The following is a 13,044-nucleotide window of genomic DNA, read 5'->3' as shown; positions in this document are numbered from 1 at the left end:
AGCGGGGCCCGGGGAATCGGTGCGGAAACGGTGCGGGTGGAGGGTGGGGGCGGGGGCTCGGGAGGCTCCTCGTATGGACACCGTTCCCGGGCAGGGCTCCCGCCCGCAGGGCGACGCCCCCGCCGGCGCCGCCGAACCCTCGACGGAGCCCGGGTTCGCGGCCCGGTTCGCCGTCGGCGACGAGGCCTGCGTGGAGGCCGTCTACCGGCGCTGGCGGCCCATGGTGCACGCCCTGGCCCTGCGCGCCCTGGCCGATCCGTGCGAGGCCGAGGACGTCACCCAGCAGGTGTTCCTCGCCGCCTGGCGCGGCCGGGCCGGGTACCGTCCGGGGCCCGGCGGGATGGGTGCCTGGCTGGCCGGCATCACCCGGCACAAGGTGGCCGACGCCCGGGAGGTCCGGGTCCGGCTGGCGCGGGTGGTGCGGGCCGCCGCGCGGCGCGCCGGCGAGTCGCGGGAGGCGGTGCAGGGGCCGCCGCCGGACCAGGCCGTGGACCGGGTGCTGGTCCTCGGGGAGCTGGCCCTGCTGCCCCCGGCCCAGCGGCGGGTGCTGTGCCTGGCCTTCTACGCCGATCTGAGCCAGAGCCAGATCGCGGAGCGCACCGGGCTCCCGCTGGGGACCGTCAAGAGCCTCATGCGACGGGCCCTGCACGCCCTGCGTCGGTCGCTGGAGCCTGCCCGGCCACCAGGTCGGCGATGACCCCGAGGCCGGAGCGCAGCCCGAACAGCCGCCCGGTGCGCGGCCCCTGGGACTCCGGGCCCCAGCCGGGTCCGGCGAGCAGGAGCGCCGAGTGGCCGCGGGCGCCCCGCAGCCCCCACTCGATGCCGGCGACCGAGCGGGCCAGGGCCCGGTCCGCGGTGGTGCGGGAGTGCGCCCAGAGCACGGCGGCACGCGGACCCGTACGCCGTACCGCGTCGCACAGCGCCCCGGCGGGCAGGGCGGCGCCGAACATCCGCACCGGCACGCCCCGTTCGCCGAGGGCCGCCGCCAGGGCCTCGATGGCCAGGCAGTGCAGCTCCCCGGGCACGCACGCGAGGAGCACCGGGGGCACCCGTGCCTGGTCCCGCGCGGGGCGGATCCGGTGCAGGGCGGCGGAGACCTGCCAGGACAGCAGGTGCTCCACCTCGACGTAACGCTCCCCCGCCGAGGCCCACTTGCGGCCGACCGCGTGCAGGGTGGGCGCGATGACCTCCTCCCACGCCGTGACCAGGCCGTGTTCCGCCAGGGCGGCCTCCAGGAGTTCCGCCACCGCCGGCTGGTCCAGGCGTACGGCGGCCCGTGCGAGCCCCCGTCCCTCCGGCCGCGCCTCCCCGAGGGGGAGGGCACCGGGCCCGCCCGGCGCCACGGCCGCCGCCGTCCCGCCCGCGCGGGCGGCGGGTGCTGCGCCGAGCGCGGCCCGCGCCGCCTCGGACGGGGGCACGCCCCGTGCGGTGAGCCGGCACATCTCCTCCAGACGGGCGATGTCCCGGGGCGTCCAGCGGCGGTGCCGGCCGTCCTCGCGGTGGGCCGGGCCGATGGCGTAGCGGCGCTCCCAGGAACGCAGCGTGGTCGGGGAGACCCCGAGGCGGCGGGCGACGGCGCCGGTGCTCAGGGCGGGTTCGGGGTCCACCGGCCTACGGTACGCCGCCCGTCCCGGTGCCGGGCCGCGCCTGGCGGAAGCGGTCGAGGGCGTCGGCGAGTTCGACGAGCGGCGGCGGGTAGTCGTACCGGGCCCGCTCGGTGCCGGGCAGCCGCCAGGGTTCGTGGACGCGGGGCGCGGGCAGTCCGGCCAGCTCGGGCACCCAGCGGTGGACGTAGCGGCCGTCGGGGTCGTACTTGAGGCCCTGGCGGACGGGGTTGAGGACCCGGTTGGGGCGGGTGTCGGTGCCGGTTCCGGCCACCCACTGCCAGTTGAGCTGGTTGTTGGCGACGTCCCCGTCCACGAGGAGGTCGAGGAAGTGGCGGGCGCCGGCGCGCCAGTCGACGTAGAGGCTCTTGGCGAGGAAGCTCGCGGCCAGCAGGCGGCCGCGGTTGTGGATCCAGCCCTCGTGGTGCAGCTGGCGCATGGCCGCGTCGACCACCGGGTAGCCGGTGCGGCCGTCCTTCCAGGCCTGGAGCTCCTCCTCGGCGGCCGGTCCGGTGCGCCAGTGGTCGTGCCGGGTGCGGTAGTCGGCGGTGGCGGCCCCGGGGCGGGCGGCGAGGACCTGGTGGTGGAAGTCGCGCCAGCACAGCTGCCGGACGAAGGCCTCGGCTCCGGCGCCGCCGACGGCGGTGGAGCGGTGCACGGCTTCGGTGGGCGAGAGGGTGCCGAAGTGGAGGTGCGGGGAGAGCCGGGAGGTGGCGTCGGCGGCGAGGTCGTCGTGGACGTCCTCGTAACGGGTGATGCCGGAGCGCAGCCAGTCGGCCAGCAGCCGGCGGGCCTCGCGTTCGCCGCCGCGGGCGAGGCCGGGGGAGGTTCCGGTGACGGCCGCGCGGCGGGGCAGCTCCTCGGAGCCGATGTCCTCGGGGACGCGTACGTGGCGGGGCGCGGCGGCCACGGGCCGCGGGGGCAGTTCCGTCCAGCGGCGCAGGTAGGGGGTGAAGACGGAGAAGTGGTCGGCGCCCGAGCCGGAGGGGACGACCGCTCCGGGGGCGACCGCCGTGACCACCGTGTCGTGGGTGTAGAGACGGCGGCCCTGTGCCTCCAGTGCCTCGCGCAGCCGTTCCTCGCGGGCCCGGGCGTAGCGGCTGACGCCCGCGGCCATGTGCACCTCGTCGGCGTCGGCCTCCTGGACGAGCGCGCAGACCTCGGCGACGGCGTCGCCGGAGCGCAGGACGAGGCGGCCGCCGCGCTCGCGCAGGGCCGCGTCGAGGTCGGTGAGGCAGTCGGCGAGGAAGGCCAGCCGGTTGGGCGCGGCGAAGCCGGAGTCCGCGATGGCCCGGTCGCGGACGAAGAGCGGGACGATCCGGTCGCAGGACGAGAGGGCGGCGCGCAGCGGCGGGTGGTCGTGCACGCGCAGGTCGGATGTGTACAGGACCACTGCGGTGTTCATGCGCTCGGCTCCGTGTCGGGGGCTTGGGGGCGGCTGTCACCCTGCTCGGCTGTCACCCTGTCCTTCGGCGCCGGGGGTGTGATCGGATGCGGTGGTCCCCCGTGATCGGGTGCGGTCGTTCCGGGCGGCGGGATATTCCGGGCGATTGGTACAGTCCTGACATGGCGGTGGACGAGCTCGACACCCGGATCCTGCGCCTGCTGATCGAGCAGCCGCGCACCAGTGTCCGCGAGTACGCCCGGATCCTCGGGGTGGCGCGCGGCACCCTCCAGGCCAGGCTCGACCGGCTGGAGCGCACCGGGGTGATCACCGGCTCGGGGCCGGTCCTCTCCCCCGCCGCGCTGGGGCATCCGGTGCTGGCGTTCGTGCACATCGAGGTCACCCAGGGGCACCTGGACGAGGTCGGGGACGCGCTGGCGACCGTTCCGGAGATCGTCGAGGCCTTCTCGATCACCGGGGGCGGGGACCTGCTGACGCGGGTGGTGGCGCGGGACGCGGGGCATCTGGAGGACGTGATCCAGCGGCTGATCCGGCTTCCGGGGGTGGTCCGCACGCGGACGGAGGTCGCCCTGCGGGAGCGGGTGGCGCACCGGCTGCTGCCGCTGGTGGAGTCCGTGGGGCGGGCGGCTCGCACATCCTGACAGGATGGCCGGGACAGGTACACGACCGGCAGGACGGGCCAAAGCGGATGATCTCCGTCATATTCGATCTCGACGGCACTCTCGTGGACAGCGAACCGAACTACTACGAGTCGGGGCGCCTCACCCTGGAGCGGCACGGCGTGCCCGACTTCACGTGGGAGCAGCACGCCCGGTTCATCGGCATCGGCACGCTGGAGACCCTGGAGGTCCTCAAGGACCGCTACGGCCTGCGGCCCCCGGTCGAACAGCTGCTGGCCGAGCAGAACGCCGCCTACCTGGAGCTGGCCCGCACCCGCACCGAGGCCTTCCCCCGGATGCGGACCTTCGTGGAACGGCTGCACGCGCGGGGCGTGCCCATGGCGGTGGCCTCCGGTTCCTCGCGGGAGGCGATCGACGCCGTGCTGGAGGGCACCGGGCTGGGCGCGCTGCTGAGGACGGCCGTCTCCGCCGAGGAGGTCGAACGGGGCAAGCCCGCGCCGGACGTGTTCCTGGAGGCGGCCCGCCGGCTCGGCGCCCGGCCCGCGGACTGCGTGGTGGTCGAGGACGCGGCGCCCGGGGCACTGGCCGCACGCGCCGCCGGGATGCGCTGCGTGGCCGTCCCGTACGTGGCGGAGACCGCCGGCGATCCGGCGTTCGCGGCGGCCGGGCTGCTCTTCGCCGGCGGCCAGCGGGAGTTCGACGCGGACGCCGCCGAGGAGTGGCTGTTCGCGGGCGGGAGCGCCGCCCGCGCCTGACGGCGGCCGGTGAGCGCCGGGCCGCCGGGGGCGGCGCGCTCCCGGGGCGCGGGGCTCCCGGGGACCTCGCGTTCCTGGGCGGCGCGGTCAGGGGGCGGCGCGCTCCCCGGGGCCCGTTCAGCGGATCGCGCGCGGGAGGCGCAGGCTCAGCCCCACCGTGACGACGATCAGGCCCAGCTGCACCAGCAGGGTCACCGCGAGCGCGTCGCGCATCCCCAGCGAGTCGGACAGCGCGAGGAAGAGGGTGCCGAGGGTCGCCACGCCCAGGGCCAGCGAGGACTGCTGCGTGGTGATCATGACGCCGCTGCCCACGCCGGCCCTGTCCGCCGGGACGTCCGAGAGCATCAGCCGCATCAGCACCGGCAGCTGGAGTCCCTGGCCGAGGCCCGCGACGGCGACGCCCGGGGCCAGGCCGGCGAGCCCGAGGTCCGGCCATCCGTACCAGGCGGCCGCCAGCACCAGGGCGATGCCGAGGGCCTGGACCACCCCGCCGGCGGTGACGACCCGGCTGCCGAACCGGCCGACCAGCCGGGGTCCGGCGAGCGAGGCGGCGAAGAAGGCCACGGCCAGCGGCACCAGGGCGAGTCCCGCCGCCACCGGGCCCATGCGCAGGCCCTGCTGGAGCGCCACGGCGACGGCGAACATGAAGCCGCTGAAGCCGATCGAGAACGGCACCAGCATGACCAGCCCGCGCCGCAGCGAGGCCAGGCGCAGCAGGCTCGGCGGCACCAGCGGGGTGCGCCCGAGCCGGTCGGCGCGCCGCTCGGTCAGGTAGAAGGCCGAGGCCGCGAAGGGGAACACGGCCAGCGCCACCCACGTCCACAGCGGCCAGCCGGCCGCCCGGCCCTCGGTCAGGGGCAGCAGCAGGGACACCAGGGTGAGGGCGAGCAGCAGGGTGCCGGGGACGTCCACCGACGCCGGACGGTCCGAGCGGGTCTCCGGTACGGCACGGACGGCGAGGAACAGCCCCGCCACCACCACGGGCACGTTGACGAGGAACACCGAGCGCCAGCCGGACCCGGCCACGTCGGCGGCGACCAGCACCCCGCCGAGGATCTGCCCGGCCACCATGGACAGGCCCGCGGTGGCTCCGTACAGGCTCATCGCGCGGGCCCGGCGCGGGCCCCGGGTGGTGGCCTGGATGGTGGCGAGGACCTGCGGCAGCATCAGCGCCGCCGCCGCGCCCTGGGCGACCCGGGCACCGACCAGCGTCCAGGCGGTGGGCGCCAGGCCGCAGGCCAGGGAGGTCAGCCCGAAGGCGGCCATGCCGGCCAGGAAGAGCCGGCGCCGGCCGACCGTGTCGCCGATCCGGCCGCCCAGCACCAGCAGCACCGAGTACGCGACCCCGTAGCCGCCGACGACCAGTTCCAGCATGGCCGGGCCGGCGGCGAGGTCGGCGTCGATGGCGGGCAGCGCCACGTTGACGATGAAGAAGTCGATCAGAGGGAGGGCCGCGCCCAGCAGTACGGTGAACAGCCCGAGCGGGGTGAGGACGGTGGGCTCCGCGGCCTTGGGCCCGGCGGTGGCCGGGACGGGCGGGGACGCGGGGGCGGACGGGGACGGGTGGGTCGTGCGTACGGTCGTTTCGCTCACGGAAGGAACGATCCGCCGCCGTTCAGCCTGGTACCAGAGTCTCCTCATCCTGGTACCAGGAGTACCTGGCAACGGGATGGGCGGTACCGCATCCTGGTGCCATGACCACCGTTGCCCCGGCGAGCGACCTGCGCCGCCACGAGCTCGCCGACTTCCTGCGCAGCCGCCGCGAGCGGATCACGCCCGAGCGGGTCGGACTGGTCAGGGGTCCGCGCCGGCGCACCCCCGGGCTGCGCCGCGAGGAGGTCGCGCAGCTCTCCGCCGTCGGCGTCACCTGGTACACCTGGCTGGAGCAGGCCCGCGAGATCCAGGTGTCCCCCCAGGTGCTGGACGCGCTGGCGCGGGCCCTGCTGCTGGACTCCAGCGAGCGCGCGCACCTGTTCGCGCTGGCGGGCACCACCGACCCGGCGCCGAACACCCGCTGCCCGAGCGTGACGCCGGCGCTGCGGGCCGTCCTCGACCAGCTGGACCCGATCCCGGCGTGCGTGCAGAACAGCCGCTACGACATCCTCGCCCACAACCGGACGTACGGGCGGCTGCTGTGCGACCTGGAGACGGTGCCGCCCGAGGACCGCAACTGCGTGTGGCTGGCGTTCACCAACGCCGACTGGCGGGCCTCCCTCGTCGACACGCCGGGCGTGAACCGGCTGCTCGCGGCGAAGTTCCGGGCCTCGATGGCCGGGCACCTGGCCGAGCCCGCGTGGAAGACGCTGCTGGCCCGGCTGGAGGCGGCCTCGCCGGAGTTCCGGGAGATCTGGGCCCGGCACGAGGTGGTCTCGGCGGGCGGCAACACCAAGCACATCCGCAACGCCCACGTGGGGCCGCTGCGCCTGGAACACACCAGCATGTGGCTGGGCCCGGCCTCCGGGTCGCGGCTGACGACCTTCGTCCCGGTGGACGAGGAGTCCCGCCGGGGCCTGGAGCGGCTCCGGGCCCTGTCCCCCGTCGCCGCCTGACGGGCGCCGGAGCCGGTGGCCGCTCAGCCGCTCCGGTGCGCCAGCGCCTCGCCGATCGCCGCGCCGCACTCACGGGCCGTCAGGTAGGGCCGTACGTCGTGCGCCCTGGCCCCGTTGTGCACCGGCACGTCCCGCACCCGTTCCCCGAACAGCGGCGCCAGCCCCTTGGCCAGCGCCACCAGGTCACCCCGGTCGGCGATGTTCACCCACTGCCGCACGGACGCGGGCCAGCGGCCGCGCCCCGCGTGCGGGGGGGGGACCAGCCGGTCGAAGACCAGGTTGCGCACCCCGAGCGGGGACCCCAGCGTCACCAGCACCACGTCCGGCCGGTCGGGGGCCGCGCACAGGGCCTCGTACGCGACGACCGAGCCGAGCGAGTGCGCGACGACCACCCGGGTGCGGTCGGTCAGGGCCCGCTCGAACCGGCCGAGGACGGCGGCCCGCGTGCGGGGCTCGGTGAAGTACCGCCGCACCTGCCGGGCCGCGCCGATCATCAGCCGCTCCCCCGCCCCGGCGAAGAACGCCGAGTGGCTGAGCGCGTCCAGCGCCCGCTGCACCGGGTACGGGGTCCGCAGCCGGGCCCGGTCCCGCGGCCCGGGCAGCCGGGGGTCGATCCGGGCGGCGTACTCCCACCACTGGAGCAGGAGTTCCTCTTCCAGCCCCGCCTCCACGTCGGAGGCGTCGAGCTCGGGCGTCCCGATGCCCCGGTGCCCGGCCTGGCGGAAGAGGTCCCCGTAGCAGGCCATCGCGACCTCGTCCCGCGCGGGCACCTCCCCGCCGGCGAGGGCGAGCCCGTCGCAGAGCGCGGGGTACCACTCGGCGAGCAGCGACTCGGGGCCCACCACCTCCTGCGCGATGCCGTGCACGAACACGATCCGGCTCACGGCCGCACCTCCGCCAGGGTGAGGGCGACGACGCCCATGTCGGTGGCCACGCAGATGTGGCCTTCGCGGTCGATGGAGAAGCCGTTGACGGTGCTGCCGATGTCGATCTCGGACGTCCAGGTGAAGGTGTTCATCCGGCCGACGCGCAGCAGGCCGTGCCGGTCGGCGGCGACGAGGGTGGGCAGGCCCCTGACTTCGGCGAAGCGGATCTCACTGACGCCTGAGGCGAAGCGCGGGAACTCCCCCACGACCGACCGGTCGGCGTCCAGTCTGCGGACGTGGACGTGGCCGTCACCCGATCCGACGACGGCGAGCGGGGCTCCTTCGAGCCGCACCGCCTCCAAGGCGGTCACCCCCAGCGCGTAGCCGCCCAGCGGATCGCACACCGGGCTTCCGGTCAGCAGGTCCCAGAGCCGCACGGTGCCGTCGCGCGAGGCGCTCACGAGGGTGTGGACGCCGTCGACGAGCAGGTCGCGCAGGGCCGACACCGGACCCACATGGCCCAACATCGGTGCGCAGAGGGCCCCTTGGGTGTCCAGCTCCCAGGCCTCCAGCACGTTCTCACCCGTCGCCGACACGACGATCCGGCGGTCGCCGACGCGCAGGACGCGACTGATGTCTCCGCTGCCCTGCCGCCTCGCCAGCTGGCGACGGGTCTCCAGGTCCCAGACGGAAGTCGCCGCCCAACTGCTGCGTACCACCAGGACCTGGCCGCCCATCTGTACCGTGGTGACGGGCTGGAAGGAGCCGTCGTGCGTCAGGTGTGGCGCCACCTGACTGCCGTCGCCGAGGTCGTGCTGGCGGACGACCCCGTTGCTGGCACCCGTCACGACCAGCGCCCGGCCGTCTCGGCCCTCCATGATCTCCGCTGACACCAGCCTCTTCGTGCCACCGCCCAGGGGCTCGCCGACCACGTGACCTCCGTTCAGGTCCCAGATCAGCACGTCCGAACTGCCGGTGGTCACGACCACCGGCATGCCGTCCGACCGGCCGAAGAGCGGGGGTGTGTGCACCGTCGCCGGCTCCAGGCACCACCTCGGTTCCGTGCGCGTCCCCGGTGCTTCGCGGGGATCCAGGCGCCAGATCCGGAGCTGGTTGCGGCCGCCGGCCGCCACGACGGATTCGCCGCCCACCTGCGCGAGGGTCGCCGCCAGCACCGATCCGAGCATGGGGAAGGGTCCGGCCACCACGGCACCGCTGATCACTTCCCGGACTTTGAGGTTGCCGGTGCCGGCGACGGTGAGCACCACCGCCCTGCCCCGGTGGAACGCCACGCTCGCGACCGAGGCGAACTGGTCCACGTCCCGCACGGCGCGGTGCCCGCAGCGGCGTACCCGGGGCCCGTCCTCGCCCTGCTCGATCCGCCACACGTACGCGTGGTCCGCGTCCGTCGCGAGGACGACCTCCAGCGCGCCTCCGTCCGAGCGCAGGGCGAGGTGCTCGACGTCCCCCACATGGCCGGCGAGCGGACGGCCGATCATCGTGCCGGATTCCACGTCCCAGACGCGGACCGTGCCGTCGGCCCCTCCGCTGGCCAGGACCGTCCTGCCCGCCAGGGCACCGAAGGCGGTGCATTCGACGGCGTTCGTATGCCCCTCCAAGTCCAGGTGAACGGCACGGTCCCCGGTCGTGCTCCACACCCGGACCACGGTGTCGGCTCCGCCGGTCGCCACGGTCAGCCGGCCTTTGACCACCGTGGCGGCCAGGGTCGTCGCCCTGGCGGAACGCCCCTCGAAGGCCGGGCCCAGCTGTTGCCGGGTCCGCAGGTCCCAGGCCCGAACGGCGCCGTCCTCCCCACCGGTCACGACGACGGGGCGCCCGTCCCACTCGCAGTACGCGGTGGTGGCCATCGACCTGGTCAGCCCGTCGTCGGGCCGATCGGCCGCGAGGTCCCAGATCCGTGCGGTGTGGTCCGCGCCCACGGTGACGGCGAGCGCCGTGTCCCCGTACACCGCGAGGGCGGCGGCGGTCATGGTGTTCAGGTGTCCGCGCAGGGGATGGCCGAGCGGGCGGAGCGTCCGCAGGTCCCAGAGCTTCGCGGAGCTCGAAGCGCAGGTCAGCACGACGGGCCGGCCGGCGATGTCACCGGTCACCACCGAATACGGGCCCGCCAGCCTGTCGTTGTGCGCCGGGACCGGTTCTCCGATCTGGCGTCGGTCAGCGAGGTCCCAGCAGCCGAGCATCCCCACCGCGTCACACACCAGCGCCAGCGAGCGTCCGTCCAGTTCCACGGCGCACACCGCTTGTACCGAGCTGACCGTGCCGATCAACGGCCGGCCGTGGACCTGGGCGTTCCCTCCGTCCAGCGCGTCGCGCACGTCCCATACGTACACGGCCTTGTCGTCGCCGCCGGTGAGGGCGATCGGCCGGCCGTCCAGCCTGCCGAGAGCCACGCCGTGCACCGCACTGCGGTGGACGACGAGCTCCTGACCCAGTTGGCGCCGGTCCGTCAGGTCCCACAGGCGTGCGGTGCCGTCCGCGCTCCCGGTCAGGGCGAGAGGTCTGCCGAGCACCTCGCCGATCGCGATCGACAGGATCTTGTTGGTGTGGCCGGTGAGCGGCTCGCCGTACTCCTGACCGGCCGAGAGGTCCCAGATCCGGACCGTGCCGTCGTGTCCGCCGGTCAGGGCGACCGAGTAGTCGCCGAGTTCGCCGATGGCCAGGGCGTTGACCGGGATGGCGACCGGGAGCGGCTCGCCGATGGGGCGTTGGGTCGTCAGGTCCCACACGCGTGCCGTGGAGTCCTCGCTGCCCGTGACGGCGATGGGCCGGCCGTCGAGCGTGCCCGTCGCCACACACGTGACCGGTCGGTCATGACCGTTCAGCAGCCGGTGGGCCCCACTGGTGGACCACCAGGCCCACGTGGTCGACCAGGGGCGGGTCACCGCGAGCTCGCCGACCCGGTCGGCCAGCCGGTCGGCCCGGCAGCGGCGGGCCGACAGCTGGAGGTCGGCGGCGCGCTCCCCGAGCGGGGTGTCGGGAGTGAGCCGGTGGGCGATCTGCTCGTAGGCGCCGCGCACCCCGGGCACGCCCTCGCCCTCCATGGCCGCGAACCCCCGCAGCAGCGTGAGCGGTTCGCTGGCCAGCAGGAACCCCGGGTCCTCCATCAGCTCCGCCAGCCGTCCGGCCGCCACGGCATGGGTGGCGAGGTGCTGCCGTACGTAGGGCACGGCGGCGAACCAGTCGGGCTGCTGCGCCTCCGCCTGGGGTACCAGGCCCAACAGCGCGTCGACCACGGCGTGCTGGACGTCGTGCGCGTCCTGGGCGGCCGTCGCGCGCAGGTGCTCGGCGAGGGCCTTGTGGTAGAGCCGGTACGCCGAGCGGCGGTCGTCGTCGGTGACTTCGGCGATGTACGCCGCCGCGACGTCCAGGGCCCAGCTGACGTCCTCCTCCGAGCAGGGGACTCCGGAGATGGCGGAGCCGAGTGCGGTCCACACCCGCCCGCGCGGCAGCCCCTTGCCCTCCGAGAACGCCAGCGCCAGCAGCATGCGGCGTACGCGGGGCTCGTCGGGGCCGAAGCGCTGGAGGTAGTCGTCGAAGGCTTCGCCGACCTCGCTGGGCAGGTTGTCCTCCCAGCCCGGCCGGCCGGTGTCGACCGGCTCGGCGTCCGAGCGCAGCGTCCGGGCCGTCATCCTGGCGTAGAGGTAGACGCCTGCCGCCTTCTCCGCGACGCCGCGCGCCACGGTCCGGGCCAGGGCCGGACGGTCCCGGTACGGGGTGCGGACCTCGGGCTCCTCGGCTGCCAGCAGCACCCGGGCGACGTACGCGGAGACGTCCTCGGCCCCGGCCTGGTACTCCTCCCGGTCCAGGTCGAGGCAGGTGAAGGTGGGGCCGAGGGCGGTGACGAGTTCGCGCCGGGTGCCCACGAGGAGGCGCACGCCCTGGATCTCGGCCATGGGGCGCAGCAGTTCGCGGGTGATGCGCCGGGGTTCGCCGTGGCCGCCGGCGTCGGCGGCGGTGTCGGAGCCGGCCTCGTCGACGGCGTCGACGACGATGACCAGCGGGGGGCCCTGGCGGCCGCGCCGGGTGAGTTCCTGGAGGAGGGCGGCGACGCCGTCGGCCTCGGTGCCGAGGGCGGAGGCGATCCGCTCGACGATCTCCTCCAGGCGCTTGTGGCGGGCGTGGACGGCGGCCGTCACGCAGTTCACCGGGACCACGGTGTTCGGGTCGACGCCGCTGAGGTCGAGGCGGGCCCGGTAGGCGGGGTCGGAGAGGGCGACGATCCGGCCGAGGACGGCGGATTTGCCGCAGCCGGGGACGCCGGTGACGACGCGGCCCCGGCCGTCGCCCTCCTCGGCCGTCAGCCAGGCGGCGACGTCGGTGAGCACGTTGACCCGGCCGCTGAAGTAGAGGCCCTGTTCGGACTCGAACTCCACCCCGCGCGAGCGCGGGCCGAAGTGCTCGGCGAGTTCCCTGGCGGCGACCCGCCCCTGGACCTCCAGGTCGGTGCCGGCCGGCGGTAATTCCTCGCGGTAGCCGGAGTTCGCCAGGAACGGGGCGAGTCCGGTGACCAGTGCGCTGGCCAGTTCGGCCCGCTGGCCCCGGCCGGCGAGGTCGAAGCGTTCGTTGACGGCCTTCACCAGCTCGGTGAGGTCGAGGTACTGCTGGCGCTGTCCGGTCCGCTCGGTCGTGGTCTCGATCGCCGCGCCGAGCACGGGGACGAAGGCGCCGTCGAGGGCGATCTCCTTGCGCCGGGCGGAGGCGAGGAACCAGAGTCCGGCGGAGGAGTCGGCGGCGACGCCCCGGTAGATGATCGTCTGGAGTGCGGCGGCGGCCGCGTCGGCCGTACCGGCTCCGGCGGAGCAGGTGTCGAGGATCAGCAGGGCGTGGCGCAGTCCGCCCTTGCAGAGGATGCGTACGAGGTCCTCGGTGGCCAGGGCGGTGGTGGCGAGGTCGGTGTCCCGGGTGTCCCAGCAGAGCAGGTAGTGCCGGTCGCGCTCCTCGACGGCGCCGTGGCCGGCGAAGTACACCACCACGACGTCGTCGCCGGACAGCGCGGTGTCGGCGGACCAGTGGCTCAGCTTCCGGCGCAGCTGTTCGGCGCCGTCGTACTCGCCCAGCCCGGAGAGTGCGCGCTCGTAGCCGAAGCCCTCGAAGAGGCGGGCCATGGCGGCGATGTCCGAGGGCACCGAGTCGAGCTGTTCCTCCGGGGGGAGGTGGCAGTACCTGCCGGTGCCCATGCCGATGAAGAAGCGCCGCCCCACCGAGCCCCCAAGCCGCCGTCCCC

General features: G+C 75.1%; 9 protein-coding genes. 4 read left to right on the top strand and 5 right to left on the bottom strand.

The window, feature by feature from the left end:
* The first annotated feature begins 73 nt into the window (after positions 1-73).
* The gene (locus ABD973_RS29085; protein WP_345502973.1) at positions 74-697 is read left to right on the top strand and encodes an RNA polymerase sigma factor; all 624 of its coding nucleotides are present in this window, start codon (positions 74-76) and stop codon (positions 695-697) included.
* On the opposite strand, the gene ABD973_RS29080 is transcribed toward ABD973_RS29085, so the two are convergent.
* The gene (locus ABD973_RS29080) at positions 630-1,607 is read right to left on the bottom strand and encodes a MerR family transcriptional regulator (RefSeq protein ID WP_125820231.1); all 978 of its coding nucleotides are present in this window, start codon (positions 1,605-1,607) and stop codon (positions 630-632) included. The genes ABD973_RS29085 and ABD973_RS29080 overlap by 68 nt on opposite strands.
* A gap of 4 nt (positions 1,608-1,611) precedes the next feature.
* On the bottom strand, positions 1,612-3,009 hold the full coding sequence (locus ABD973_RS29075) for a cryptochrome/photolyase family protein (RefSeq protein WP_125820232.1): 1,398 nt from the start codon (positions 3,007-3,009) through the stop codon (positions 1,612-1,614).
* Positions 3,010-3,170: 161 nt separating this feature from the next.
* On the opposite strand from ABD973_RS29075, the gene ABD973_RS29070 reads away from it, so the two are divergent.
* Together ABD973_RS29070 and ABD973_RS29065 are read left to right on the top strand one after the other, a co-directional pair.
* Positions 3,171-3,650 carry an Lrp/AsnC family transcriptional regulator gene (locus ABD973_RS29070; protein WP_125603973.1) on the top strand — a complete coding sequence of 160 codons (480 nt, stop codon included), beginning with the start codon at positions 3,171-3,173 and terminating at the stop codon, positions 3,648-3,650.
* A 47-nt stretch (positions 3,651-3,697) separates the two neighbouring features.
* A complete protein-coding gene (locus tag ABD973_RS29065; RefSeq protein ID WP_125603974.1) occupies positions 3,698-4,384 on the top strand; it encodes an HAD family hydrolase in 687 nt (228 codons plus the stop codon).
* 117 nt (positions 4,385-4,501) lie between these two features.
* Here the strand turns inward: ABD973_RS29065 and ABD973_RS29060 are convergent, their stop codons facing one another.
* A complete protein-coding gene (locus tag ABD973_RS29060) occupies positions 4,502-5,977 on the bottom strand; it encodes an MFS transporter (RefSeq protein ID WP_386381965.1) in 1,476 nt (491 codons plus the stop codon).
* Positions 5,978-6,078: 101 nt separating this feature from the next.
* Between ABD973_RS29060 and ABD973_RS29055 the strand changes: the two genes are divergently transcribed.
* A complete protein-coding gene (locus ABD973_RS29055; protein WP_125820234.1) occupies positions 6,079-6,933 on the top strand; it encodes a helix-turn-helix transcriptional regulator in 855 nt (284 codons plus the stop codon).
* Between the two features lie 23 nt (positions 6,934-6,956).
* Here ABD973_RS29055 and ABD973_RS29050 read toward each other — a convergent pair whose 3' ends face one another.
* Complete coding sequence (locus ABD973_RS29050; RefSeq protein ID WP_345502968.1) at positions 6,957-7,817, bottom strand: hypothetical protein; 861 nt, start codon at positions 7,815-7,817, stop codon at positions 6,957-6,959.
* Positions 7,814-12,997 carry a caspase family protein gene (locus ABD973_RS29045; RefSeq protein ID WP_345502966.1) on the bottom strand — a complete coding sequence of 1,728 codons (5,184 nt, stop codon included), beginning with the start codon at positions 12,995-12,997 and terminating at the stop codon, positions 7,814-7,816. Before ABD973_RS29045 ends, ABD973_RS29050 begins: the two co-directional genes overlap by 4 nt.
* Positions 12,998-13,044: the final 47 nt, after the last annotated feature.

The organism is Streptomyces racemochromogenes, assembly GCF_039535215.1.
GTDB classification, from domain to species: domain Bacteria; phylum Actinomycetota; class Actinomycetes; order Streptomycetales; family Streptomycetaceae; genus Streptomyces; species Streptomyces racemochromogenes.
Note: the sequence above shows the minus strand (reverse complement) of the source record. Positions and strands in the feature narration are given on the sequence as shown.

Coding starts and splice junctions, on each gene's coding strand:
- ABD973_RS29055 (WP_125820234.1), top strand. CDS start 6,079: ATGACCACCGTTGCCCCGGCGAGCGACCTGCGCCGCCACGAGCTCGCC.
- ABD973_RS29045 (WP_345502966.1), bottom strand. CDS start 12,997: ATGGGCACCGGCAGGTACTGCCACCTCCCCCCGGAGGAACAGCTCGAC.
- ABD973_RS29070 (WP_125603973.1), top strand. CDS start 3,171: ATGGCGGTGGACGAGCTCGACACCCGGATCCTGCGCCTGCTGATCGAG.
- ABD973_RS29085 (WP_345502973.1), top strand. CDS start 74: ATGGACACCGTTCCCGGGCAGGGCTCCCGCCCGCAGGGCGACGCCCCC.
- ABD973_RS29065 (WP_125603974.1), top strand. CDS start 3,698: ATGATCTCCGTCATATTCGATCTCGACGGCACTCTCGTGGACAGCGAA.
- ABD973_RS29075 (WP_125820232.1), bottom strand. CDS start 3,009: ATGAACACCGCAGTGGTCCTGTACACATCCGACCTGCGCGTGCACGAC.